Genomic DNA, 26,030 nt, shown 5'->3' on the forward strand with positions numbered 1-26,030 from the left:
TTCATATTCGAAGGCCGTGAATCACTGTAAGCAGCCACTTGAATTTTTCTTTTGACCTTTCTGAACTAAAAGTTAAAGCTTGCGTTAACAAAAATGTTAAACAAAAAAGTAAAGGGCTTTCGTTCATGAAAATCGAAGAAGCACAGACTGAGCAGGTGATCAAACAGAAGGCCAAAGAACTGTTTTTTAAGAAAGGGCTGATCAAAACAACTACCCAGGAAATTGCTGACGCCGCTGGGGTGAACAGGGCTTTGATCCATTACTACTTCAGGTCGAGGGAGCATATGCTGAGTATTCTGCTGGACGAAGCGATGGAAGAAAAGCGAGAACGGGTAAAAAGCATTCTGTCATTCGACCTGCCATTTAGGGAAAAGATAGCCAGGTACATTGATGCGATCATTACTTACAACATGACGTATCCATATCTGGAGAACTTCATTATCAGCGAAACTGTGAGAAACAAGGATAGAACCGAAGCCTACTGCGCCAGGAACCAGTCCCGATCAAGTGACCTGATTCGTGATCAACTGGCCGAGGAAATCCAGCAGGGAAGGCTGGCACCCATTACACCCGAACATTTTTTGGTTAACCTTATTGCGTTATGCAACTATCCAATGCTGGCTAAGCCTATTTTGAGAACTATTCACGGCATGACGGAAGAGGCTTACCACGAATTTTTGCTTGAACGAAAACAGGTCATCTACATGACCATTTTTAAGGAAGAAATGCCATCAGTTAGCTAATGACTTCTTCTTCAACCGGTAACTTATTAATAAACTTTTAAGAACAAATTTGAGTATGCAGCTTTTTCTACGGAAAGCACATTTGTTTCAGAAAGCATCCATAAGGATGTCGATGCTGACACTTGTGTTAGTTTTATTGAATACCACTTTATCGCTGGGCCAGAGTGGCGACCCACTGGAGGTTGCCACACTTGACAAGGTGGTGGAATATGCCCTGGCTCACCAGCCCAATGTGCAGCAGGCCCTGATTGACGAAGAAATTACCGACAAGGCCATCAAAGGGAAGCTGGCCGACTGGTATCCTCAGGTCAATTTCACCTATAACTACCAACGGTTTATTGACTTGCAGGCGAGTGTGATAGGAGGGAATGTGATCCGGTTTGGCGTTAATAATACCTCTTCGGCACAGTTCAGTGCCAGCCAGGCTGTCTTCAACAGAGATGTACTCTTGGCCAGCAGTACCGCTTCTCAGGTAAGAAGTCAGGCAGGTCTCAATACCAGCCGCAGTAAAATTGATGTGGTAGTGAATGTGAGCAAAGCATTTTATGATGCCCTGGCCATGATGCAGCAAATAGAGGTGAGCGAGGAATCAATCGTTAGGCTGGAGCGGAGCCTGAAGGATGCACAAAGCCGGTATAATTCGGGTGTGTCGGATAAAACGGACTACAAAAGAGCCACTATTTTGCTAACCAACGCCAAAGCCTCTTTGAAAACCAACCAGGAACTATTGAAGTACAAGCAAGAGTACCTGAAAACGCTGATGGGCTATCCGCTTGATCAGAACTTGCCAGTGCAATATGATCCGCTGTTGATGGAAGAGGAAATAATGCTCGACACCACACAGCAAGTGAATTATGCTGATCATATTGACTTTCAGATCATGCAGTCACAGAAAAGTCTTCAGGAGGCCAATGTGAACTACAGTAGGTGGGCCTTTCTGCCGTCTGTCAGTTTGTTTGGGAACTATAATCTAAATTATCAAAACAATAACTTCAGCGACTTGTACAACACCACCTATCCCTTTTCTTTTGTGGGTGTTACATTAGGTCTTCCGCTTTTGCAAGGAGGAAAAAGGCTTGCTAAGATACAGGAAGCGAACCTGTCGAACGGGAGGTTAGACCTTGGACTGAAAAACCTGAAGAGCGCCATAAATACTGAGTACACCAGAGCGCTGGCTTCCTACAAAAGCAATTTGGGGCTCTACCAGGCTCAAAAGGACAATGTTGAACTTGCTGAGGAAGTGTATGACATCATTCAGCTTCAATACCAGAGTGGCGTAAAAACCTACCTCGAAGTCACTATCGCAGAAAGCGACTTGAGAACTACCCGTATCAATTATTACAATGCCCTGTACATGGTGCTTGCCAGCAAAATGGATGTGCTGAAAGCCCTGGGCCAAATCAATTATTAATTCTTTAATTACTCAACCATACATGTCAGTGAATAAAATTTACATCTTTTTTGCCTTTGGCTTACTGCTAATTGCCGCAGGATGCGGAAGTGACAATCAACAAGGAAGGCCAGCACGGGGCCCGGTAGCCGTTACCGTGCAAGAGGTCAATTACACAATCGCTCCTTATTATGAAGCATACCCAGCTACTGTGAAGGCTTTGCAGGAAGTGGAGCTTCGTCCGCAGGTCAGCGGTTATATCACGGGAATCTTCTTTAAAGAAGGTGATAAAGTAAAAAAAGGGCAGAAGCTCTACACCATCGATCAGCAGCAGTCGCAGGCGGCATATAGCCAGGCATTGGCGAACCTTGCTGTGCAGGAGGCTAATCTCGATAAAGCAAAAAAGGATCTTGAAAGATACAAAGAGCTTGAAAAAGACGATGCGATTGCCAAACAACAGGTAGACTATGCTGAGTCGGCCTATACCTCGGCAAAGCAGCTTGTAGAGGCAGCGAAAGCCACTGTGAACAGCGTGCAAACCAATGTGCGCTACTCGACGATTGTGGCGCCATTTGACGGAACCATTGGCATTTCGGCAGTGAAGCTTGGTGCGTCGGTAACGCCCGGCCAAACGCTGCTTAACACTATTTCTTCCGATGACCCCATGGCAGTGGATGTAGTTATAGACCAAAGTAAAATCAGTCGTTTTAGCCAGATATTGGCTAAAGGCAGTGACAACGACATCGATTCCACTTTCCAACTGGTGCTTGACAAGTCTTTGTATCCGCATTTTGGAAAGCTAAGCTTTATCGACAGGGCGGTAGATCCACAAACGGGCACCATCAAAATTCGGGTGGAACTGCCAAATCCCGAGCACATGTTGCGCCCGGGCATGAGTGGCAGCCTGCAAGTGTTGTCGAACGTCTCCGGCAAATCTATCACTATACCTTTTAAAGCTGTGACGGAGCAGTTGGGCGAATTCTTTGTCTACGTGTCCGACGGTAGCAAGGTGTCGCAAAGACGGGTCAAACTGGGGAAACAAATTGGCCACAACATCGTCGTCGTAGCTGGTTTGAAGCAAGAAGAGGTAATTGTGGTAGAGGGTGTTCAGAATCTTAGAGAAGGCGCAGCCATCACCGTTGCCTCACCTACCGTAGCGAAGTAAATAATTCAACCAGAATCTATTCAATTAAGAAAAAATGGTCGCAGATGTTTTTATAAAAAGACCCGTAACCGCCATCGTCATATCTATTGTGATTGTGCTGGTTGGTCTGATAGCGATGAGCACATTGCCCATCTCTCAATACCCTGATATTACACCTCCCACGGTAGCAGTGAGTGGCCTGTATATAGGAGCTGATGCTGAAACAGTGGAGCAAACCACCACCACGGCGATAGAAACGCAAATAAACGGTACGCCGGGCATGACCTACATGTCGAGCAATAGTACCAGCAGTGGTGCGAGTGGCGTCACTGTCACATTCGACATAGGCACTAATATCGACATTGCTACGCTCGACGTCCAAAACCGGGTAAGCGTGGCTGAGCCCACTCTTCCCGAGATTGTGAGGAGGTTGGGACTTACGGTGCGTAAAAGGAACCCGAGCATCTTTATGGCACTGGCCCTCTACTCTCCTGAAGGCACACATGATGCCACTTTCCTTGGCAACTTCGCCAATATCTACATGAAAGATGCCCTCCTTCGGGTAAAGGGAGTGGGTGATATCTTTTCGGTGGGCGACGACTTTGGTATGCGCATTTGGTTAGACCCTCAAAAACTGGCTAATCTCAAAATTACTCCCGCTGAAGTGAATGCCGCCCTACAGGAACAAAACCTTCAGATTTCGGCAGGAACAATTGGCAGCACACCTCAGGCATCGACGCAGACATTTGAGTTCAATATACTAACAAACGCCAGGATAAGCACCGTTGGAGATTTTGAAGATATTGTGGTAAAAACCAATCCAGTCACGGGAAATATGGTTTACCTCAAGGATATAGCCAGGGTAGAACTGGCCAAGTCCAGCTATGGTAACCATCCTTTTGTAATGGGTAAGCCGGCTTCGTTTGTTCTTCTCTACCTGGAGCCGGGTGCCAATGCTCTCGAAGCAAATCAGGGTGTGCGGGAAACTCTTGCAGAGCTTAAAGCCAGCTTCCCCAAAGACGTGGACTACCTGATTCCACTGGAAACAACTTCTGTTGTAGAGGTGTCGCTCAAAGAGGTGGCCTTTACGCTGATGGAGGCCATGATTTTGGTGATTCTTGTAGTGTTCCTTTTCCTTCAGACCTTCAGGGCGACTTTGATCCCCATTTTGGCAATCCCAGTGTCGCTGATTGGCACCTTTATCTTCTTTATTCCCTTTGGCTTTACTATTAACACGCTTACACTGTTTGCGTTTGTGCTTGCCATCGGTATAGTGGTCGATGATGCCATTGTGGTGGTGGAATCGATTCAGCACAATATGGATACTCATAAGCTTTCAGCAAAGGACGCTACCATTAAGTCGATGAAGGAGATCTCTGCGCCGGTCATTGCCATTGCACTTATTCTGGCTGCGGTGTTTGTCCCGGTCGGCTTTGTTCCAGGGATCATTGGCAAACTTTACCAGCAATTCGCCATTACCATTGCTATTTCGGTATTGATTTCTGCTTTTGTTGCTCTTTCGTTGACACCGGCGTTGTGTATGTTGCTGTTGAGGCCGTCTGATCAGTCTAAAAGCAAGAAAGGGCTGGAGTGGTTCTTCAGCCGGTTCAACCGTTGGTTCGACAAAGTGGCGGGTTCGTATACCAACGGGGTAAGAAAGTGGATCAAGGGAACTCCGTATGTTCTGGTGATGATGATCTGTCTTTTTGTAGGGCTCTTCTTTCTGTTCCAAAACAAATCGACCGGCTTTATTCCTACTGAGGACGAAAAACGTTTTTTTGTGACGTATGAAATGGCAGAAGGCACGTCTACAAATCGGAGTATTGAAATGCAGTTGGAGCTTCAAAAGCGAATCATGACACTACCATCGCTGGATGTAGTGGGAGGTTTGGCCGGATTGAACATCCTCACCTTTTCCAATAAATCGAACGTAGGAACACTGTTTGTGAACCTAAAGCACTGGGACGAACGTGACCCGGAAACGGAGAGTGTGGAAAAAATTATTGGGCAGGTCATGGCCATGACTTCTGATATCAAGGAAGCAAGAGTGCTGGCGATTGCACCACCGCCTATTCCAGGTCTTGGACGGTCTTCAGGGTTCACTTTCGAGCTTTTGCAGACCAGCAGCCCCGATGATATCTTCGGTTTTGAGGCGACCATGCAAAAGTTTATTGCAGCAGCCAATCAGCGGCCGGAGATAGCAGCCGCCTACTCGTTCTTTTCGGCCCGCACCCCCGCTTACCAGGTCGATCTTGACAAGGAAAAGGCAAAAAAGATGGGCGTCAACGTGGCGCAGGCCTATAGTACTTTGTCGACTTTGCTGGCAAGCAGCTACGTGAACGATTTTAATATCTACGGGAGAAACTTTAGGGTGGTAACCCAGGCCGATACTGTGTACAGAAAAGACATCGATGACATCGGTAAGTACTTTGTGAAAAACAGTATGGGTGAGATGGTACCATTGAGCGCTCTTATCACCACCAAGGTGATAGAAACGCCGGCGCTCATCTCACACTACAATATCTACCGGTCGGCTGAGATTCTCGGCACTTACGCTCCGGGCTATAGCAGCGGCGATGCCCTGAAAGCGTTGCAGGAAGTGGCAGCCGAAGTACTCCCAAATGGTTATAGCTATGAGTTTGGTGGCATGAGCTACGAGGAAGTAAAGGCTGGCAACACGCAGAGTATCATATTTCTCGTGTCCATTGTCTTTGTCTTCCTGTTTCTGGCGGCACTCTACGAAAGCTGGTCTATTCCATTTTCGGTGCTGTTTGCCGTGCCTATCGGTGCCTTTGGCTCAATTTTGACCCTCACATTTCTACCGGGGCTTACCAACAATATCTATGCTCAAATTGGCTTGATTACGTTGATAGGGCTGGCAGCCAAGAACGCCATTCTGATTGTGGAATTTGCAAAAGAGCGAGTTGACGCCGGGCAGGACATTATAGAATCAACGTTGGAAGCCGTAAGGCTGCGTTTGCGGCCCATTATCATGACGTCGCTGGCGTTCATTTTGGGTGTGCTGCCGTTGGCGATCTCCACGGGCGCCGGTGCCGAAGCCAGAAAAACCATTGGCTGGACGGTGGCAGGAGGGATGGTGGCAGCTAGCTCCCTCGCCATCTTTGTGGTGCCGGTACTCTACGTCGCTATCTCGAAAATTGCTTATAGGAGAAGAATGAGGAAGGCTGGAGCTAGCTAATGCCTTAACCAAACTGATATAGCAAAAATTGAACAGGCCCGGGGATAATCCGGGCCTTCTTATTCTATCTTTTGGTCGAATTGTCATTCGATTTGGTTTCAATGTATGCTCCGTGTTGTAAGAAGTCTAAACTTGATTCGTTCAATTTCTATACCGTTGTCAGAGACAGTACGCCATATATTAAATTGGATTATCCACTGATGGAACAGGTTGGACTAAACGCAGACTTGCATATTCGCAAAGACGATTTGGTTGTAGACCGAGTTTTTCTCGGTACGTTTTCTGATTTTGAGAAAGGCCGTCTTACCGACTATTATGAGCAGGTACTGAACCGGTTACCTTGTGGTTTGAATGCCATTTTGACCCACCCAGCCTTCGATAGCCATGAGATGCAAGGTATTGCCATCAACCATCCCAACTTTGGGTCAGAATGGAGGCAGACTGACTATGACTATTTTTCCAGTCAGCGATGCCGAACTGCGCTTTTTGAAAATGATATCAAATTGATTACCTGGAGTGATATAAAAAATGTGATCAGCAAATCCTAGCTCACATCCAATTGAGCCGGGTCATTTTTATTTTTTCTCTTTCGATAAAGTCAGCTAACCTAGTGGGGCTTTTGCCTGTTAGTTTTTCGAAGTTTTCAGAGATTTCAGGTTCTTCTTGAAACCTTGGTAAAAAGTGAAGCATCGTCATCACTAATGCGAAGCCTTTTTGAACGCCCTCATTTCTCTTTTTAAAGTAAAAACTTAACGGGTTGATACTGTTGAAACAAATTTCTGTGCCGATCACTTTGCTCATTAGATAAGTGACCTGGTAGAAGTCTTTGTTTTCGGTGCCAGTAATATCGTAGCCAGCATTCTGATACTCAGGAAATGAGTTAATTAGCATGGCTGTAGCCTCTCCAATGTTCCCTACGTCAATCCAATTGAATTTGGCGTGTCCTGAAGGGAGTGTGATTGTGTGGTTCTCCCGGATTTCAGCTAAAAGCGTCGTTGTCAGGTTCTGCATAAAGTAGCCGGGACGGACAAAAATATACTTGAAGCCGTAACTCCGTATAAGAGCTTCTATTTTGTTGTGAGGGATAATGCTACTCTTTTCCACGCCTTGAACCGACAAAAAAACTATCTCTTCAATGCCACTTTCCTTAGCTGCCAGCAAAAGAGGTTGAAAGTACTTTTCAACTTCCGAAATATGGGGCGGCCTAAGAAGAAACAGCCTGTCAATACTTTCAAACGCCGAAGCAAACGAGTTCCGATTTTCAAAATCAAACCATTCAAAGGACAAGCTCGGGTACCCTAAAAACTCTTTTTTTGCGCTCTCAACATCTCGAGCGGCGGCGATTATTTCGCATTCTTGGTTCAATTCGTTGAGAAAGTGTATCACCTCTCTTCCGATGTTTCCCGTTGCACCAGTTACTAGTACTCTTTTCATTTTCTTACTTATACAATTCCACGTTTACCGGAGCAATCGAAAGGGCGAATACCCACTGTTCAAATTATGCCTTTCACCAAAATGGCAAACAATTATACCAAAATCAAACTAGTAAGTCAGAGCATTTTCTCTTCAGACGACACGCCGGTACCACAGGCGATTGATTGCCTTCACATGGCAAGTTTGGATAGTTGGCTTTTTGAGCTAGCTCAAAAAAAACATCCTTTTTCGAAAACCTATTTGCGAACACTCTGTTCGGACTGCAATCAAACAAATTAATCATGAAAAAATTATTCGTTCTAATGCTCGCTTTGGCTACTTCATCAGTGGCTTTCAGTCAGGGAAAAGATGTTGTCGATATTGCGATCGGCTCTGCGGATCACACTACACTTGTTGCTGCAGTAAAAGCGGCTGACCTGGTTGCCACGCTGAAAGGTGAAGGGCCCTTCACTGTATTTGCGCCAACCAACGCTGCGTTTGCAAAACTTCCGGCAGGTACTATTGAAAGCTTATTGAAGCCGGAGAACAAAGCACAGTTGGCAAAAATATTAACCTACCATGTAGTACCCGGAAGATTCGATGCTGCTGCCGTTGTGGCCGCTATCAAAAGTGGGAAGGGAAAGTCTGAACTAACAACTGTGAGTGGTGGTAGGCTAGTTGCGTCGATGGAGGGAATGAAGGTGAAATTGACTGACGAATCAGGCAATGCTTCATATGTAACAGCAACTGATCTAAAGGGTACAAATGGCTTTGTTCATGTCATTGATACTGTGGTGTTACCCAAGTAATTTATCCTATTGAGTTGATCAAAAGCCCCCTTTCACGGAGGGCTTTTTTGTTAATTTATTCGAAGCCATCTTACTCAGTTCGCAACTGCTCCACAGGATTCAACTTACTGGTTTGCATCATTTTGTAGCCCACAGCACTTACAACAATCCCAAGAATGATCATGGTTGGCCAAACATAGTGGAGAAGGTCAATGTCGATATGGTAGGCATAGATACTATCAAAAACAGCGTTCATCACCACTGACCCGCCGGTAAGGCCAATGAGGGCGGCGATACCAAGGATCCAATAGATGTCCCTTCCCAGCAGGTGGGTGATCTGCTGCCACGAGGCGCCCATCACTTTCCGAACACCAAACTCCTTCTTTCGCTTTTGTGCGATAAGTGAAATGAGCGTGTAGAGCCCAAGAATCGATATAAGAATGGAAATAGTGGCCACTATCGTGCTGATATTGATCATGATAAAGTTGGTTTGCCTCACCTGCTGCATAACGTCTTCCTGAAGAAACCCACCGTAGAGCTCCTGTGGAAACAGCTCATACCATAGGGCTTCCAATTCCCTGTTTTTGTCTGTCGTCAATCCATCCACTTTCAGTGTGGCATAGCTGTAACTTGAAGGAGCTTCAAGGCGCATCATACAAGGCTTTACCTTGTTGTCGAACATGATTTGGCGCAGATTGAAGTTCTCCACTACGCCAATCACAGTGTATTTCTCCCCATTAAATGTGACCGGCTTGTTGAGCGCATCGCCTCCCAGCTGCTCTTCAAACATTTTGTTGATCACCATTTCTTTCCTGGCCTCGCCTGTGTTGGTCTCAGTCTGCGAAAACATTGAGCCATTGATGAGCCTTACTTCCAGTGTTTCAAGGTATCCGGCACCTACACCCAGTTCGGCGACTTCATATTCCTGACCATTGAAACCAATTGAGTGGTTGTTAAAGCTGAACCCAATCAGCGAGCTCGTACCAGCCATTTGCCTGACATCAGTTTGCTGTTTCAGGCGATCTTCTAATGCAGTGTACTGTTGGGGTTGACTCAAAGGAATATTGATCACTCCCCCAAGGTCATAGCCTCTATCGAGCCTTTCCTGATACGATGCGTTGTCGGCGGTGACCAGCAGGCCAAATATATTGTAGAAGCAGAGCGTAAACTGCATTGTAAGCAGTACCGTCATCAGCCTATTCTTACCAGAAAGCACTACTTTGTTTCTGAAGATGGCAAGCGAGGGAAACTTTGAAATGTAGAAAGCAGGATAGGCACTTGCCATCAGCCCGACACACAACACCAGTACCAAACCAAAGTATACAAAAGTGGTCCATGGAATCTGGTCAGGTTGAATGATCTCGTAGCTCATCATGGCATTGTAGCCTGGAATCATGTAGTAGGTAAGGGCCAGCGCAATCACCACAGCTATCCCTATCATCAAGAAGTTTTCCAGAATGAACTGGGCAATTGTGCTCGTTCTATTTCCTCCCAGCACTTTTCGCACAGCGATCTCTTTGAGGCGGTTGCCCGACAGTGCAATACTGGTGTTGATAAAATTGAAGCAGGCCAAAAGCAAAATGCCAATGGCAGAACCCAATGTACCAGCTACTGCTGCCGGATGCATTTGCGGCACAAAAGCAGAATTGTGCAACGATGCCTCTAGGGCTGGCCACTCCAGTATATTGTCGAGTCTGTACCCACTGATTTGTAAGTCCTTGTTCGCTTGGTTCTGAACATCCAGGTAAGTATTCATTTGCGACACCAACCTGGTCATATCGCCTTCAGGTGCATAAACAAATGTGCCATCGACCCAATTGGACCAGCTATTTTCATCTATTCCATAAAAGTCTGATAAGTGATCAAAGTCGGCAATGACAGACAGCCTGAAGCTCGTATTGTTAGGGAGCTTTGGGAAAACATCTTTCACCGTTAACAGCTGCTCCTGATGATTTGGCAATATAACCGTCAGCAGTTTGCCAACCGGATAAGGCTCGCCAAAGAACTTCATCGCAGTTTCATCCGATACATACACTTCACCATGGCTCAGGACTGGCAATGGTTCGTTGTTGATATTTATCAAATCAAAGTAGCGAATGAAGCCAGGTTCAGAAAAGGACAAGCCTTCCATGAACAGCTTATGTCCGCTTCCGGTGCCAGCCTGGTTCTCAAGCTTCACAGCTATGCGCTCGTCGTGATAGCGAAAGGCTGCTATGCCGACGAGGTTCAGGGCAGGGGCCAGGGCTGCCGGACTGGTACCTACGGTTGACTCACCAGTGCGCAGTCCGTTGACTTTATAAAGGGATGTCGCCTCAGGGAAATATTCGTTGAAAGTATCGTTGAACCGATAGTTGAAATACCCGATGGTGCCGATGGAAAGCGCAAGGGCCATACCCAGGATATTGGCTCCTATATAGAATGGGTTGTGCTTGAAGGCCCGAATGGAAGTAATAAGGTAATTTCCTGGCAACTGACTGATCCTCACGGCAGGTACGTTTTTGATTACAGATGGACGCATCAGCTTTAGTATCTCTAGCCGGTAAATTCTTCGTGCTCGCTTCAAACCAAAGCTTTCAATGTTTTCTCCAAAAGCCTCTTCCAGGTCTCCCTGAAGCTCTTCGAACAGTTCTTCCCTACAAAACCATTGTAGCAGCCGGGACCAAAACTTGGGTAAGTGCGGATGACTCATAACAGTTGTGTTGAAGGGACAAGGCTCCACATTTCGTCTCTGAGGGTTTTCATTTCCCTGAGGCTGGCTTTGCCACTCACAGTAAGCGCATAGTAGCGCTTGCGCCGACCGCCACGTTCTTGTGTAGCACCGCCATAGTAGGAGGTAACAAACCCTTTTTCGCTCAATCGTGTGAGAGCTGTGTGCAATGCGCCCCGGCTCAAACGCCTGTTGAGTCTTTCACTGATGTCCTGCTGAATTTTCAGTCCATAAGCATCTTCATCAAGTATCAGTATCGAAAGAAGTATAACCTCTTGTAATTCACCGAGCTGCGTTCCCTTCATAGTATTAGTGTTCTAATTGGAGACCAAATATAAAGACTTATTTGTTTCTTAAATGGAGACTTGATAAAATTTTACAATTGCAAGGCTCTCCCTGTCCTCTTTATCAAACCAATATTTTATTACTGATTCGAAAAGGGTATTTTGAAACCATGAAAAAGGGATTCGGATTTATATTGACGATATGTATTGGTCTACTGGGGCTGGCAGTCTTGTACCAGTCGACTTGTCAGTACCTGCTGGAAGGTGAGACTTTATACGACTATGGCCTGCCCATAAAAGCCGATGTGATAGGGGAGAGCGTGGTTGAAAAACGTGAAAGAAGCAGCAATGGTAAATTCAGAGACTATCTTGAGATTACACCCATCATAAGTTTTGAACATCCCCAAATGACGGTTATCGATACTGCCCGTCAATTTACCCGCATTATTTTCAAAGGCAGTACAGACGATCCGTCTGAAGTTCACACAGGAGATACCCTCAGCCTTCTTGTGAACCCCACAGTTCCCGAAGCGTATATCGTAGCCGGAGAAGCCGATTCCGACAATTGGGTTGGCTTCATTCTTTGGGGTGGGATAGGCGCAGCCCTCATGTTTTGGTTTTACAGGCGGTTCAAAAGCCATTTTCCAAAAGAGGCTGAAACGAGACAACTTTGACAGCACATTAATTATTAACTAAAACATTAGTTTATATATAACTATATTTTTAGTTTTGAGGAGTCACCACCGTGCTTCCTCATGTATGAATAGATTTCCGGCGCTTGTCCTTCTGCTGTTAGCCTTTAGTTCTTGCAATAGAACGCTGCTGACCAGAAATACGCCTCCATGTAAATTTCGCCTTACTCAACAAGCACTGTTGCTTGCCAACAAAAGGTGGCAGGAGGTAAGCATAGAGGCAAGGAGGTTATCCGATGGCGCAATGCCGACCACAAAAGATTTCAAAGACGTTACCGGCCAATTCAATCCATCTGATCTTGATGACGTAGCTATCTTTGATGCGAAAGGCACCTATGTCTTCGACGAGGGGCCAGTCAAAGCCCGACCCGAAAGCCCACAGGTGTATGAGAAGGGAACCTGGTGTATTTGCAAAGGAGGGAGCCAGCTCATTCTTACCAACGGCCCCGCCATCACTGTATATGACATCATTGAGCTAAAGGAGCAATCGCTTGTACTACAGCTGCAGCGAAGCAACGAGGACATCGCTGATACTTATCTGCTTACTTACCAACCTTTTTGAGTAGTGGGGCCTAAGCCGAAGTCATAATTTGACGACCTTCTTTTCAAATGCTGTATCCATCAATTTTGTTAAGCAAAACTGATTTATTTTGCTTTTCTTCGGGCGTTTAATAATCAGTTCATTTTAATTTTAACTAACCAGCATTATGAGAAAATTTATCATTCTATCGTTTTTTGTTGCCCTCTGTTTTCTGCAAGTAAAAGCCCAGGATGTAAGCCTGAAAGGGGGTCTTGGGTACGCCATGCAAAGTGAAAAATTAGGGGTGCTACTTGGAGCCAGGGTGGGCCTCACGCCGAAAATCGATCTAGCAGGAGGTTTTGGGTTGTTCTTTCCTGATACCTATAATAATGGAAACGGAACTAAAGTGAAGTCCAACATATGGATGTTCGACGTGGACGGACATTACAATTTCATACCGGGAGGGGCAGTCAAATTGTATCCTTTGGTGGGGATAAACTTCACAACCGGAAAAGTAAAAGTCAATGACACCAAAACGACCAACACAGAAGTAGGTCTGAACATGGGTGGCGGCTTGGCTTATTCCTTCACAAGCAAGATTGACGGATTCTTTGAGATCAAATATATCCTGGGCAATGCAGACCAGGGCATGTTGGGATTTGGCGTGTTCTATAAGTTACAATAGTTCGCAGGGAGGATGGCCGGTCTGCATTGGGAGACCGGCTGTTCTTATTTGTGCCATGCTAACCACAATTGCAACTTCGCAATTCAGCTCTGCGGCTCCTATTTTTTTAAAACAGAGACATCGTACTGTTTAACCTTTTCCGGTTTCGGGATCAAATCAGTGTGCAGCGAAGCCATTTCGTAGTCCGCAGGTTGACAGAGAGAAAGCTTCTGCCAGAAGGAAAATTCCCTCGCACAGGGAAGAGTGGCAGTCAGGCAACCCTTCTCAATTGGTCATTGTCTTGCACTCTTCAATTATTAAAGGGATATCTCTTATATTGTCCTTCCGGTTAACTCTCACGCACAATGAACCACTACTTCGAAACATTTTTTAGTTATGTGGAACAGATTCTTACCATGCCGGAAAGTGACAAGGAGCAATGCAGACAGTATTTTACCCCGCTTTGGGTGCCAAAAGATACCATACTTGAAGAAGCTGGAAGAGTGCCCAAATACCACAATTTCATCGTGTCGGGCTATATGAGGAATTTCCGGCTTGATGAAAAAGGGGAAGAAGTAACAGTCGACCTGAACGATGCCCCAAGGTTTTTCACTTCTTATTTTCACTTTGCTAACCAAACCGTTTCCAACGAGAGCCTTCATTGTATCACCGACTGCGAGCTGCTTAGAATCACCAAGGAAGGTTTTGACATCACGGTGGCCACTGGTTTGACCGCAAAAGACTACGCTTTATTACTTTTTCAAAAGCTTATGGAAGAGGACAAGCAAAGAACGACTGACCTTGCTACCCTCAGCGCCGAGCAGCGCTACCTCAAGCTGGTTGACGAAAAGCCAAACATTCCAAAAAACGTCCCGCTCAAATACATCTCCTCTTACCTGGGCATCAAGCCCGAGAGCCTGAGTCGCATCAGGCGGGAGTTGCTTTCCTAACAATTGTTAAGTGTGCTTGCTTTTTGGTCAGCTATTATTGTCTGGTCAAAAAAACTCAATATGAAAGTACAGAATCATTCCGCAGCAACGAAGGCTGTGGATTTTGCCGCAAAGTCATGGTTTGTAGTGGCGGTAATAGGCCAAATGATCTTTGCCTGTTACGTGCTCATGCTCTACTGGAAGTCGGCAGCACTCGGCGACTTTGAAAGGTGGAATGCGGCCTCTTCACACTTCTACGTCAAGGGCGACCTGCTGGGTAATGCCATCTTTGGCTTACATGTAGCCCTGGCGGCCATCATCACCATTCTCGGGCCTATACAGCTTGTTCCGCAGGTTCGCAGCTATGCGCCCAGGTTTCACAGAGTTAGTGGACGCATTTACATTGCCTCTGCCTTTATTATCAGCCTGGCAGGCCTTTACCTCAGCTGGATAAAAGGGTCCGTTGGAGGGCTGGAAGGTTCGGTGGTTATCACCATGAATGCTGTAATTATCATGATTTGTGCCTTTTTTGCCGTGAAAAATGCTATTCGCAGAAACATCGCTTCACACAATCAATGGGCAGTACATTTGTTCCTGGCAATGAGTGGCGTTTGGCTGTTCCGGGTGTTTTTAATGCTGTGGATCATGGCATGGCAGGCACCTGTAGGTTTTGATCCTGAAACATTCACCGGGCCCTTTTTGAATTTTCTTGGCTTTATGGTTTATGTCTTTCCGCAAGCCATTGTCGCTTTCTATTTTTTGGCTAAAAAATCACAGGTGTCCGCAACAAAATGGGCGTTTTCCGGCCTGGTTTTTTTGATCACTATAGGCACTGCCCTGGGTATCGTCGCAGCTACCATGGGTTTGTGGGTGCCGAGGATGTAGGTGTAGAAAGAGAGATGTCTGATTAGCCAAACTTGGCGATTAAGGAGGTTGCTTGCAGCTAGCCACTTCTTTTAGCTATGACAGCTAGTCGCTGAAAAGACGAAGCCCTTGGAGGGTTATCTGCGAAGTTCGATGTCAGGTTTAATTCTTTTCAACAATCATTTTCTTTGAATATTTTACTATTATTATCTACCAAAATCACTTTTGAGAAAGGCTCCGATCCACATTCCCGCTTTTAGTCAATACTTAAAAAAGCCCAAACATGAAAAGCCTGGTCGCATTGTTATTGATGATCCTGATAGCTGTATCAACGTATGGGCAAGACATAACAGGACAGTGGAATGGTATCCTGAAAGTGCAGGGAATACAATTAAGGGTTGTGTTTAATATCAACAAGGTTGGAGATGGCTACCGATCCACAATGGACAGTCCCGACCAGGGGGCCAGAGGAATACCCGTTACCAACACAAGTTTTGAAAATGCCACTTTGAAACTTACCGTCGCAAATGCTGGAATTGTGTATGAAGGCGAGTTAGGCAGCGACGGTGTGGTAGTTGGAAACTTCAAGCAAGCTGGTCAATCTTTTGCCATGAATCTATCAAAGGATATCGTTGAAAAGGAAAGGGTTGTTAGACCACAAGAGCCAATAAAGCCCTATCCCTACCACTCCGAGGACATCACGTTTGAGAATAAGAAAGCAGGCATTTTCCTGGCGGGGACACTGACGCTACCTAAAGAGGCTGGCCTGTTCCCCGTGGCTATCTTAATAAGCGGCAGTGGTCCGCAAAACAGGGATGAGGAGCTGGCAGGGCATAAACCGTTCCTTGTTCTATCCGATTACTTAACGAGAAACGGGGTTGCCGTGCTGCGTTTTGACGACAGAGGAACTGCTTCATCCGAAGGAGATTTCAAAACCGCTACCAGTGCGGACTTCGCAACGGATGTGGAAGCAGCTATCGACTATCTGCAAGCACGAAAGGAAATAGACAAGCGTAAAATAGGGCTGATTGGTCATAGCGAGGGAGGGCTCATAGCACCAATGGTGGCCGCCCGCTCCAAAGACGTGGCTTTCATCGTATTGTTAGCCGGAACTGGCATCCCCGGCGACCAGCTGCTTTTATTGCAACAGCAATTGATTGGAAAAGCGTCGGGGCTTAACGATGACGTTTTGCAGAAGAACCAGTCAATCAGCAAAAAGGCATTTGAAATGGTGGCCAGCGCTACCAACACCGAACAGCTAAAAACAAACCTGACGAACTACCTCAGCAGCGCTCTGAAAGAGAGCGGAAGCGGTGTATTGCCGCAGGGCATGAATGTGGATGACTTTGTGAACTCGCAGGTGAGTCAGCTTGTAAGTCCCTGGATGCAGTATTTTATCAAGTATGATCCGGCACCGGCCCTGAAAAAGGTAAAATGTCCTGTTTTGGCGCTCAATGGAGAAAACGACTTGCAGGTGCCACCAAAGGAGAACCTGGAAGCCATTAAAAAAGCATTAAACAAAGGGGGAAATAAGAAGGCAACCATCAAAGAGCTGCCTGGCCTGAATCATCTGTTTCAGGAAAGCAAAACCGGTTCCCTGGCCGAATACGCCGTCATAGAGCAAACCTTTTCTCCCGTGGCCCTGACGGAGGTATCCGATTGGATAGTAGGACAAACGAAATAAGTCGGAGGCAGAAGGTGCCGATTAAAGGTGTTACCCCAACCCACACACAAATACAACCAGCAGTTGTCAAAAAGCAACCAAAATTAGCGTAATTACAACTATAAGGATCGAGTTAATTGATGATCCGGGAATTGAGTTGAAATACCTTTATCGTGTCGAAAACAATAAAGATGACACATATGGAAACAAAGATGATTGGTAGCAAAATTGCCGATGCAAGGAAGAAACTCAATGTCTCTCAGGCGCAGCTGGCGCAGCAGCTCTTTATTAGCCCGCAGGCAGTGGGCAAATGGGAACGAGGAGAATCTATCCCGGATATTATTACTCTTGACAAGCTTGCCAAAATAGTAGGAGTTGACCTCAACTATTTTTCAGAAAGCTTCTCTACTAGCGGCACAAATGGAGACAGATCTGCATCAGAAAAACAGAACGTACTACTGACTGGAGAATCAGGCACCAACGCAAGAAAAAGTCTTAACTGGGATATGTCGCATGGGAACTGGCTGGACGTTGACTTTTCCGGTCTCAAAAATCTGCAAGAGAAGTTCAGCGCATCCAACATACAACGCTGTCTGTTTGTCGGTTCAAATTTGTCAGGACTTCTTCTCAATAGCAACAATGTGAGTGACTGTGACTTTTCAAATTCTGACATTACTAACAGCCACATTCAACGTTCTCACTTGACCAACAATATATTCAGAGACTGTTCGCTAAATGAAGTTGAATTTTTAAAAAGTTATATCGAAAGCGGCGACTTTACTGGTGCCGATTTTACTGGTGTGGAGTTTAAATCGGGTGGTTTCGGGAACAATAAAATTGCCAATGTTGTGTGGAGCCGCACCTCATTTATTGGCAGTCGGCTTGCTGACTTGGTTTTTGAAGGCAAAATAGACGGTTGCTTTTTTGAAAGCTGCACATTTACAAGAGTGACATTTCAGCGTGCAACCCTGGTGAATACTTTTTTTAAGAATAACAAGAAATTGAAGCATATCCAGTTTATTGACTGCCAGGCGGACAAATTGACCTATGCTTTTTTGAAGAGTGGAAGGGCAGACTTGAGTGGTGTTATGTTGATGGGGGAATAGTGGCAACAGCCTTATTTGATGAATAACATGTCGTGATAATAAAAAAGAGGCTGTTTTATGTAGCCTCTTTTTTTATTGACTAACAAAGCCTATTTATTCGCTTCTTAAATATTTCACCGGGTTAATATACACCGCCTTAATGGTTCGGTAGAGGATGGTTAGCAAGGTGATTATTATCACAGCCAAAATGGGAACGACAAAAAGGACTGGAGAAATCGTTACCTGATAAGCAAACGAGTCAAGCCAACCGCTCATGAAGTAGTAGCCAAGAGGCAAAGCCACCAGCGAAGCGACTGATATCAGCCAAATGAAATTTTGACTGACCAGCCAGATGATGTGAGGCGATTTTGCTCCCAACACCTTTCTGATACCAATCTCCTTCGTTTTGCGCTCGACAATGAACGTGACCATTCCCAGCATTCCCAGGCAGCTAATCAACACAGCCAGCACAGCAAATGCTTTGAACATGGTGCTGAGCCTTTCCTCGCCCTGATACTGGTTTTCGAATGACTCATCGACAAAATTGTAGTTGATAGTGTTCTTCTGGTCAAATTTAGCCCAGGTCTGCTCCACAAAGGCTATTGTTTCTGAAAGGTTTACCGGGTTTATTTTGAGAGAAATCCTGCGGTAATTATCATTCTTAACCATGATCATGGGGCCTATTTCGCTGTGAAGCGATTCAAAGTGGAAGTCCTTCATGACGCCGATAATTTTTCCGTCGGTGCCACCATAGTTCATCGAACGGTTGATGGCGTCTTCTGCGCTGGGGAAGCCCATTGCCTTTGCCGCAGCCTCGTTGACGATAAAATAACCAATTGAATCGGAGTCCATATACCTTTCGAAGTCGTTTCCTGCGGCCATTTCTATTCCGTAGGTCGTGATGAAATTTTCATCGGCAACGATATAGGGCAGTCTGAAATTTACCGGTGTAAGCGAATCGCCGAGAAAGATGCTTGCTCCCTGAGAGTCGAGCAGGTTACCTGTCGGAATCCGGGACACAAAAGTGGCGTGTATGATGTTCTGATTAGCAAGCAGTTCATTTCGGAAAGCGTCCTTTTTACCATATATATCGTTCGATAGCGAAACATCCAGCACGCTTTCTTTGTCGAAGCCAGGGTCAGAGTTGAATATAAATCCCATTTGTGCGTTGAGTACCGCCAGCGAGAAGATAATAGCGATAGTGACCACATACTGGAACGTTACCAGTACGGAACGGAAGTTCACTTTACCGGTTCTGAAAGTCGATTCTCCTTTGAGAGAGCGGATGGTGTCCAGCCCCGAAAGGTAAATGGCGGGATAAATACCAGCCAGCATGGCCACCAGGGCCAATAAACCGAATACACTCAAAAATAGCCCAAAATCCTGGAGGAAATTGATCGATAGCTGCTTATCCATAAAGGCATTCACCGATGGCAAGGCAATGGTGGCCAGGCCGACCGCAAGAGGAAACGAAATCAATGTGAGTATGACCGACTCAGTAAGAAACTGGCTGATTAGCGAGCCTCTTGAAGCGCCAATTGACTTACGAACGCCGATTTCCTTCATCCTGCGGGTGTAACGGGAGGTAGCCAGGTTCATGTAGTTAATGCAAGCCACCACGATGAGCAGCATACCGATAACAGAGAATATCACCACCTGCGACATGCTGCCATTGTTTTCTATTTCTCCAGAAATATTAGAGGTGAGGTGTATGTCGGTGAGTGGTTGCAGCACCAGTCCGTAGTAGTTGTGGGCTTTTACCCCTCTGATATCGGCAATGTGCTTGTCAAAAAAAGCATCTCCGCCCGCCTCTACTGCGGTGGCCGCCTCCGCATCGTTGAGCCTTACGTAAGTCAGGTAGTTGTAATTACCTGTTACATTGTTCATTGCATCAGGGTTATTGACGACGTTTTCATAAATAGCAAACGGGGCCAGGTAGTCGAAATGAAAATGCTGCTGACGGGGCATATTCTCCATTACCCCGGTGATTTGGAGCGATAACCCGGCACCCCTTGCTTCAATTTTCACATTCTTGCCAACAATGTCCTGCTCTCTCCAGTCGTTGCCAAAAATTCTGATGGCAGCATCTTCCGAGATAACCATAGAAGTCTCGTTGCTGAAGGCCGACTCTTTGTTTCCCTGCAAAAAAGGGAAGGTGAAAATATCAAAAACGTCAGGGTCGGCAAACACGACCTGCTCACCGGGCAGTCTTTTATCACCATAAATAACGTCCGGGAAAGCCCAGGGAAAGAAACGGGTGGCATGAGTCACCTCTGGAAAGTCTTCCTTAATGCGGGGGGCGTGACCAGCGGAAGCGAACGCCCAATGACGGGACAGTGTCTCACCGTCGCCCGAGAAGTTCTTAATCGTTATTCTGAAAATCTCATCCGCATGTTCATGGTTGCGGTCGTAGCTAAGTTCGTCTTTCACAAACAATGCGATGAGAATAAAAGCGGCCATGCCGGTGGAAAGCCCCAGCAGGTTAATAGCGGTACTCACCTTGTATTTGGTGAGGTTGCGCAGTCCGATTTTGATGTAATTCTTAATCATATCCAATTTATTGTTGAGTTTCAAAAAGGGGAGAAGAGGCCTCATGAGTGAGGGGCGCATCATGCCTGCCACCTGCCTCACAAACCAAAAGTCGGCCATTAGCTTGCTCACTGCTGGCTCATGGAATTGATATTCCTCTTCCAGGTCACCAAGTATATCCTCGGCAAAGTCGGCATGACAGAACCAAAGAAACCATTTGGTGGCCCAGCTGGGCGGGTAATATTTTGTTTTCCTATCTTCCACTGATCTTCAAATCAAGTACAGCACCAGGTATGGCATCCCAGAGGCTCATTCTTGTTTCTTTATAATGCTCCAGGGCTTTTACACCAAAAGGGGTAATCTTAAAGTAGCGCTTTCTCTTGCCGCCTCTTACTGCGGTCGCCTCGCCAAACTCGGAGGCCAGGTAGCCCTTGGCTTCCATTCTGCGAAGAGCCGTTTGCATAGCACCCGTACTTACTTTGCGTTTCATCCGCATTTCAATTTCCTGCTTGATGTTGACACCATAGGCATCTTCATTCAAGATGGCCACGGTTAACAATACAACCTCTTCAAACTCGCCCAATTGATAATTATTCATAGCATTTGCCTTTAATGTCCTAAATGTATATAAAATAGAAAGGCATAAAAACCCTAAATGTATATTTAATATATGGCTAGACGTTAAAAGATGAATTGGGTTTCAGCTTTTGGGTAAAAAGATAAGGGCTAAGAGTTGATTGCTGCCTTCAACTTTAAAACTTCGTCTGCCTCGTCGTGAAGATTTAAATTTTATGGGAAGGATTTTATTGAATCAGCTCGAAGGAAAGGTAATGTTGCATGAGCCCAAAGTGTTTGTCTTTGCTCAACAGTGTCAAATTGTGCTCAATAACTTGCTGCACAATAATTAAATCGGGTATCCCAACTTTGTTTACACCGTTGCTGATATTCAGTGCCTGATATTTTCTGATGAGAGACCAATCAATATCCAATTCAACTAACGGGATAGCATGCAGACTATTGATTACGTCCGTTTGCTTTAATTTCTCCAGGGGTGGAAGAAGCTCTGTTAAAATGAGTTCATTTGTGCATACAAGATCTTCCCGTATGTATGTTTCCAGCCTTTCGTAATTTCCCAGCCTGAAGAAGTCAATCCAGATAGAGCTATCGACTAATATTTTGGGACTTAGTCTCATTCTCGTTCTCGTAGCTGATCGAGGTCAATGTCAAGGTCAATTTTCCCTTTAAATGATATGAGCTTTAACCTTTGATTTCGATTAATCATCTCCTCCAGGGCTTCCGTTACCAGTTGACTTTTGGTTTTTGCGCCGGATATCTTCATGGCTTTATCGATTAGCCCATCGGGTAAATCCAGAGTAGTTCTCATAGTACATCAATTTATATGCAAGATAGCATATAAAACGGTGTATTTGCCTATGAGTTAACTAATTGAAAACAACAATGCCGGGCCATTCACTCAAACAACCCCAGCTGTCCACCCCGTAAACCCTTCGGCAGTTTCGCCTTGCCTTTCACGGTTCTACCACCATAGCGCCAGCTATTCTCTCTTTCCTGCCTGATCACGTCGTCAAGACTGCCTGTTGGCTCAAAGTCTTTTTCCAGTGCTTGTGCTGCCTTTGTCAGCGAATTCAATGCCTTGAGCTTGTCGCTTTGGCCCAGTTTGGCCTTTTCAATAGACGTTCGCAGCACATCAATACTTTCATCATAAACTTTCGTAGGTACGGGAAAGGGATGCCCGTCTTTTCCGCCATGAGCGAAACTGAACCTGGCCGGATCGGTGAAACGAGAAGGAGTGCCATGGATTACCTCACTCACCAGGGTTAGCGATTGGAGGGTACGTGGGCCGAGGCCGTCCAGAAGCAGCAGGCTTTCAAAATCATGCGTTGGCAAATCTTGCGCCAGCACCAGCACGGCACCCAGTCGTTTGAGGTCGACATCCTTCGCTTGCACATCATGATGGGAGGGAAGTTTGATCTTTTTGATCTCAGCGAGCATTTTGTCTGGATGCTCTTTCGAAATGGCGATGATTCCATTCTTTGATTTGTCAGCTTCCCTGGCCGTAAGGTTTAGTATCTGCCCCTGGTTTCGGCCATATACAAACGTATGAGGCTCTTCGGTAAAGCTCTTCAATTCAGAAGAATGCCAGTGGTATCTTCTTGCATAGCCAGTGGCATCATTCATTCCCTGCTGGACAACAGACCATTCTCCCGTATCAGTTAGCACAAAAGAATGAAGATAAATCTGGAACCCATCCTGAATAGCCGTATTGTCCACTTTAGCCGAAAGCCGACTACTTCGAACCAACTCAGCGCCGTTGAGGCCTGTTTTGTCAGCAATAGCCATGAGCTCATTTGGGGTGTTGCGGCTGTGCTTGCCCCGACCGCCACAGATGTAGATGCCAAGCTCTTTTGAAACCGGGTTAATCGACGACTTCAAGGCACCCATTACAGATGTGGTAATACCAGAAGAGTGCCAGTCCATGCCCATCACACAGCCCAGCGACTGAAACCAGGCTGGGTCGCTCAGGCGCCTGATCACTTCCGCTTTGCCATATTCGAGTACAATGGCTTCCACAATGGCCCCACCGAGCAGGGCCATTCTTTCTGCCAGCCAGCGGGGCACAGTGCCATAGTGTAGTGGAAGATCGGTGTGGCCGGAACGTTGCATAGATATAAAGTTATGGCTAATGTAGAACAAACCCTTTTCAGGGTATTAAAAATCGGGTAGATTGCTGCCTTTAAATGACTCCCCAGCCAGCCATCTGATGACAAACGAGGACAAAGCCATACGAACCACCTACTTCAGCATTGTTGGCAATACCTGCCTGGCGTTGCTGAAGGGGCTGGCTGGCTTTTTTGGCAACTCCTATGCGCTGATAGCTGATGCCATAGAGTCGACAACCGACATTTTTTCTTCTGTTTTGGTGCTGCTGGGGCTTAAGTACGCCCAACGCCCGGCCGATGACAATCATCCATATGGCCATGGGCGGATCGAGCCCCTCATCACCTTCATTGTGGTGGCCTTTCTCGTCACCTCTGCAACGGTAATCGCCTACGAAAGTATCCTGCACATTCTCACTCCGCATAAAACGCCAAAGGCCTGGACGCTGTATGTGCTGGGTGCCATTATCCTTTGGAAAGAAATCTCCTACCAGGTCGTGATGAAACGAGGTAGGGAAACCAACAGTTCCTCTTTGAAAGCTGACGCCTGGCACCACCGCAGCGATGCGATCACGTCGATCATGGCCTTCATCGGTATTTCTATCGCCATTTATTTTGGTGAAGGTTACGAGGCTGCTGACGACTGGGCCGCTTTGCTGGCGTCGGGCTTTATTTTGTACAACAGCTACCTTATTTTCCGACCGGCACTTGGTGAGATCATGGATGAGCACATGTACGATGACGTCGTCGCTGAGATAAGAGAAGTGGCGAAAACAATTGATGGAGTCATTGATACAGAAAAATGTTTTGTTAGAAAAGCCGGTATGCAGTACCATGTCGACCTTCATGCCATTGTAAATGGGAAGATTAGCGTCACCGAAGGCCACGACATTTCTCACAAACTGAAGTCGGCCCTAAGAAAACAAATACCAGGCATTGCCCAGGTACTGATACATATCGAGCCCGACGAATAAAAAGCTTTAAGGGTTGCTCAACAGTGTTATTTAATAAAAATGAAGTTTCGAGAACGGTCCCGGTCTATTATTTCTTTGCATTTCGATCTAAATTCGATAAAATGCCGGTCTATACCTACTCAAAATGTATTGAAGCTTCTGCCTGGCTAATTGAGCATTATCACCATTGGCCGGTAGGCGCTTACCATCAGTCATGAAAAGAATTTCAACCCTCTCCCTGTTCATAGCGCTTTTACTTGGTTGTCAACAAAACAATCAAACATCCTCAAACAAACATCCGGAGCCGGTTGGCGCCGACAATGTTGCCTTTAAATGGGGCAAAATGGCCTTAATGGCTACTGCGAATGACACGGAAAAGTTCAGGCCACGTCCTACTATTACCTCCCGTTACCTCGGGTTGATCTTCGTGTCGGTTTTTGACGCCTGGTCCAGGTACGACGAAAATGCAACACCTGTTTACCTTTCCGGAGTTGAACGAAGGCCTGCCGATGAACAAACCCTTAAAAATAAAGAGGTTGCTATCAGCTACGCCGCTTTCCGGGCCATGAATGAGTATTATTTTTCAGACGAGCCCATGTTCCGGGATTTCATGAAGGAATTGGGCCTTGATCCAGATAACCAGTCGCTGGATGCCAGCACGCCGGAGGGGATAGGCAATCTGGCTGCCAAAGCAGTGATAGATGCAAGAAAAGGCGACGGCGCTAACCAATATGCGGAAGAGGCCGGATCGGATGGCCAACCCTATTTCGACTACACAGGCTATGCGCCGGTAAACCCGGTTGATAAGAATGTGGACCCGAATCGCTGGCAACCCAAATATTTCTCCGATGGCAAAGGAGGGAAATATGCGCCTGGCTGCCTTACACCATTTTGGGATAAAGTGAAGCCAGTGGCGCTAAAGTCAGGAGATCAGTTTCGGCCAGGACCGCCACCCATGGTAGGGTCTGAACAACTGGAAAAAGAGGTGTGGGAGGTGATAGATATGCAAGCCAACCTCACCGATGAGCAGAAGGCCCTTGTGGAATTTATGCGGGACGGCCCGCAGTCGGTGCAACAAGCTGGCCACTGGCTCAAATTTGCTCAGGACGTATCTGTAAGAGACAACCACACGCTTGATCAGGATGTGAAGATGTATTTCTACAACCAGGTAGTGGCCATGGATGCTTTTATTGCTTCATGGGATTCAAAAATGTATTATGACTATGCCCGTCCATATGCCTTGGTGCATCAGTACTACGAAGATCAAAAAATCAAAGCCTGGGGTGGTGAGGGAAAGGGCATGATTGAAATGACAGGTAACCAGTGGCGACCTTATTCTCCTGAAACCTTTCTATGCCCGCCATTTCCCAGCTATGTTTCTGGCCATAGCACCATCAGCGGTGGCTGTGCTGAAGCGCTAAAGCTATGGACGGGCAGCGATGAGTTTGGCTCAGAGGCTGTGTTGGTGGCTGGTGCCATGACAGAGCCTGACAATCTGGGAGATACCGTCACGCTGCGGTTCCCAACATTTACACAAGCTGCTGAAATGGCCGGCATCTCCAGGGTGCTTGGGGGGTATCATATCCAATCCGACAATATTGAAGGACTTAAGCTGGGCCGTGAGGTGGCGAGAGAGGCCTGGAAGTTTTATAAAATGCATGTGGGAGAGGATTAAAAGACCTCTGAAGTGGTGTAAGCTTGATGATTGCGCAGTTGTTTGCGACTACTAAGTTCAGTCACCTGATGTCAATGTTGTTCCGCTTCTCCAGAGCATCTATATTACAG

23 protein-coding genes are annotated in these 26,030 nt (G+C 46.2%); 15 read left to right on the plus strand and 8 right to left on the minus strand.

Translation table 11 applies throughout. From position 1 onward, the window contains the following. Nucleotides 1–125: 125 nt before the first annotated feature. The 5 genes from RIG68_RS08270 (at nt 126) to RIG68_RS08290 (ending at nt 7,024) form a co-directional block, all read left to right on the plus strand. On the plus strand, nt 126–743 hold the full coding sequence (locus RIG68_RS08270) for a TetR/AcrR family transcriptional regulator (RefSeq protein WP_350071533.1): 618 nt from the start codon (nt 126–128) through the stop codon (nt 741–743). A 55-nt stretch (nt 744–798) separates the two neighbouring features. After that, nucleotides 799–2,154, plus strand: coding sequence for a TolC family protein (locus tag RIG68_RS08275; protein ID WP_350120969.1), 1,356 nt, complete (start codon nt 799–801; stop codon nt 2,152–2,154). Nucleotides 2,155–2,176: 22 nt separating this feature from the next. After that, entirely contained in the window at nt 2,177–3,298 is a 1,122-nt protein-coding gene (locus RIG68_RS08280) for an efflux RND transporter periplasmic adaptor subunit (protein WP_350120972.1), read from the plus strand. A 34-nt stretch (nt 3,299–3,332) separates the two neighbouring features. Beyond that, nucleotides 3,333–6,476, plus strand: coding sequence for an efflux RND transporter permease subunit (locus RIG68_RS08285; protein ID WP_350120975.1), 3,144 nt, complete (start codon nt 3,333–3,335; stop codon nt 6,474–6,476). Between the two features lie 200 nt (nt 6,477–6,676). Further along, a complete protein-coding gene (locus tag RIG68_RS08290; RefSeq protein ID WP_350120978.1) occupies nt 6,677–7,024 on the plus strand; it encodes a hypothetical protein in 348 nt (115 codons plus the stop codon). Nucleotide 7,025: 1 nt separating this feature from the next. Here the strand turns inward: RIG68_RS08290 and RIG68_RS08295 are convergent, their stop codons facing one another. Next, on the minus strand, nt 7,026–7,910 hold the full coding sequence (locus tag RIG68_RS08295; RefSeq protein WP_350120981.1) for an NmrA family NAD(P)-binding protein: 885 nt from the start codon (nt 7,908–7,910) through the stop codon (nt 7,026–7,028). 281 nt (nt 7,911–8,191) lie between these two features. On the opposite strand from RIG68_RS08295, the gene RIG68_RS08300 reads away from it, so the two are divergent. Continuing rightward, nucleotides 8,192–8,698 (plus strand): fasciclin domain-containing protein, encoded by a 507-nt coding sequence (locus tag RIG68_RS08300; RefSeq protein ID WP_350120984.1) that lies wholly within the window; start codon nt 8,192–8,194, stop codon nt 8,696–8,698. A gap of 70 nt (nt 8,699–8,768) precedes the next feature. Here the strand turns inward: RIG68_RS08300 and RIG68_RS08305 are convergent, their stop codons facing one another. Then, nucleotides 8,769–11,366 carry an FtsX-like permease family protein gene (locus RIG68_RS08305; protein WP_350120987.1) on the minus strand — a complete coding sequence of 866 codons (2,598 nt, stop codon included), beginning with the start codon at nt 11,364–11,366 and terminating at the stop codon, nt 8,769–8,771. After that, nucleotides 11,363–11,689, minus strand: a complete 327-nt coding sequence (locus RIG68_RS08310; RefSeq protein ID WP_350120990.1) for a PadR family transcriptional regulator — start codon at nt 11,687–11,689, stop codon at nt 11,363–11,365. The genes RIG68_RS08305 and RIG68_RS08310 overlap by 4 nt, the downstream gene beginning before the upstream one ends. A 149-nt stretch (nt 11,690–11,838) precedes the next feature. Between RIG68_RS08310 and RIG68_RS08315 the strand changes: the two genes are divergently transcribed. The 7 genes from RIG68_RS08315 (at nt 11,839) to RIG68_RS08345 (ending at nt 18,106) form a co-directional block, all read left to right on the plus strand. Next, nucleotides 11,839–12,342, plus strand: coding sequence for a hypothetical protein (locus tag RIG68_RS08315; RefSeq protein ID WP_350120992.1), 504 nt, complete (start codon nt 11,839–11,841; stop codon nt 12,340–12,342). Nucleotides 12,343–12,427: 85 nt separating this feature from the next. Continuing rightward, the gene (locus RIG68_RS08320; protein WP_350120995.1) at nt 12,428–12,922 is read left to right on the plus strand and encodes a hypothetical protein; all 495 of its coding nucleotides are present in this window, start codon (nt 12,428–12,430) and stop codon (nt 12,920–12,922) included. 145 nt (nt 12,923–13,067) lie between these two features. Further along, nucleotides 13,068–13,565, plus strand: a complete 498-nt coding sequence (locus RIG68_RS08325; RefSeq protein WP_350120998.1) for an outer membrane beta-barrel protein — start codon at nt 13,068–13,070, stop codon at nt 13,563–13,565. A gap of 344 nt (nt 13,566–13,909) precedes the next feature. After that, a complete protein-coding gene (locus tag RIG68_RS08330) occupies nt 13,910–14,494 on the plus strand; it encodes a Crp/Fnr family transcriptional regulator (RefSeq protein WP_350121001.1) in 585 nt (194 codons plus the stop codon). 60 nt (nt 14,495–14,554) lie between these two features. Further along, nucleotides 14,555–15,358, plus strand: coding sequence for a DUF2306 domain-containing protein (locus RIG68_RS08335; protein WP_350121004.1), 804 nt, complete (start codon nt 14,555–14,557; stop codon nt 15,356–15,358). A 262-nt stretch (nt 15,359–15,620) separates the two neighbouring features. Beyond that, nucleotides 15,621–17,021 (plus strand): alpha/beta hydrolase family protein, encoded by a 1,401-nt coding sequence (locus RIG68_RS08340; RefSeq protein WP_350121007.1) that lies wholly within the window; start codon nt 15,621–15,623, stop codon nt 17,019–17,021. Between the two features lie 179 nt (nt 17,022–17,200). Further along, nucleotides 17,201–18,106 (plus strand): helix-turn-helix domain-containing protein, encoded by a 906-nt coding sequence (locus tag RIG68_RS08345; protein WP_350121010.1) that lies wholly within the window; start codon nt 17,201–17,203, stop codon nt 18,104–18,106. A 93-nt stretch (nt 18,107–18,199) separates the two neighbouring features. On the opposite strand, the gene RIG68_RS08350 is transcribed toward RIG68_RS08345, so the two are convergent. The 5 genes from RIG68_RS08350 to RIG68_RS08370 all read right to left on the minus strand — a co-directional run bounded on the left by RIG68_RS08350 (nt 18,200) and on the right by RIG68_RS08370 (nt 23,299). Then, the gene (locus RIG68_RS08350) at nt 18,200–20,878 is read right to left on the minus strand and encodes an ABC transporter permease (RefSeq protein WP_350121013.1); all 2,679 of its coding nucleotides are present in this window, start codon (nt 20,876–20,878) and stop codon (nt 18,200–18,202) included. Further along, nucleotides 20,868–21,212, minus strand: coding sequence for a PadR family transcriptional regulator (locus RIG68_RS08355; RefSeq protein ID WP_350121015.1), 345 nt, complete (start codon nt 21,210–21,212; stop codon nt 20,868–20,870). Before RIG68_RS08355 ends, RIG68_RS08350 begins: the two co-directional genes overlap by 11 nt. A 205-nt stretch (nt 21,213–21,417) precedes the next feature. Next, the gene (locus RIG68_RS08360; protein ID WP_350121018.1) at nt 21,418–21,807 is read right to left on the minus strand and encodes a PIN domain-containing protein; all 390 of its coding nucleotides are present in this window, start codon (nt 21,805–21,807) and stop codon (nt 21,418–21,420) included. Further along, on the minus strand, nt 21,804–21,998 hold the full coding sequence (locus tag RIG68_RS08365) for a type II toxin-antitoxin system VapB family antitoxin (protein ID WP_350088217.1): 195 nt from the start codon (nt 21,996–21,998) through the stop codon (nt 21,804–21,806). Before RIG68_RS08365 ends, RIG68_RS08360 begins: the two co-directional genes overlap by 4 nt. Nucleotides 21,999–22,084: 86 nt before the next feature. Continuing rightward, nucleotides 22,085–23,299 carry a DUF763 domain-containing protein gene (locus RIG68_RS08370; RefSeq protein ID WP_350121021.1) on the minus strand — a complete coding sequence of 405 codons (1,215 nt, stop codon included), beginning with the start codon at nt 23,297–23,299 and terminating at the stop codon, nt 22,085–22,087. A 97-nt stretch (nt 23,300–23,396) separates the two neighbouring features. On the opposite strand from RIG68_RS08370, the gene RIG68_RS08375 reads away from it, so the two are divergent. Together RIG68_RS08375 and RIG68_RS08380 are read left to right on the plus strand one after the other, a co-directional pair. Beyond that, nucleotides 23,397–24,266 carry a cation diffusion facilitator family transporter gene (locus RIG68_RS08375; protein ID WP_350121024.1) on the plus strand — a complete coding sequence of 290 codons (870 nt, stop codon included), beginning with the start codon at nt 23,397–23,399 and terminating at the stop codon, nt 24,264–24,266. A 193-nt stretch (nt 24,267–24,459) separates the two neighbouring features. Further along, entirely contained in the window at nt 24,460–25,920 is a 1,461-nt protein-coding gene (locus tag RIG68_RS08380; protein WP_350121027.1) for a vanadium-dependent haloperoxidase, read from the plus strand. Nucleotides 25,921–26,030 lie beyond the last annotated feature (110 nt).

Source organism: Imperialibacter sp. (assembly GCF_040222385.1).
Lineage (GTDB): Bacteria > Bacteroidota > Bacteroidia > Cytophagales > Cyclobacteriaceae > Imperialibacter.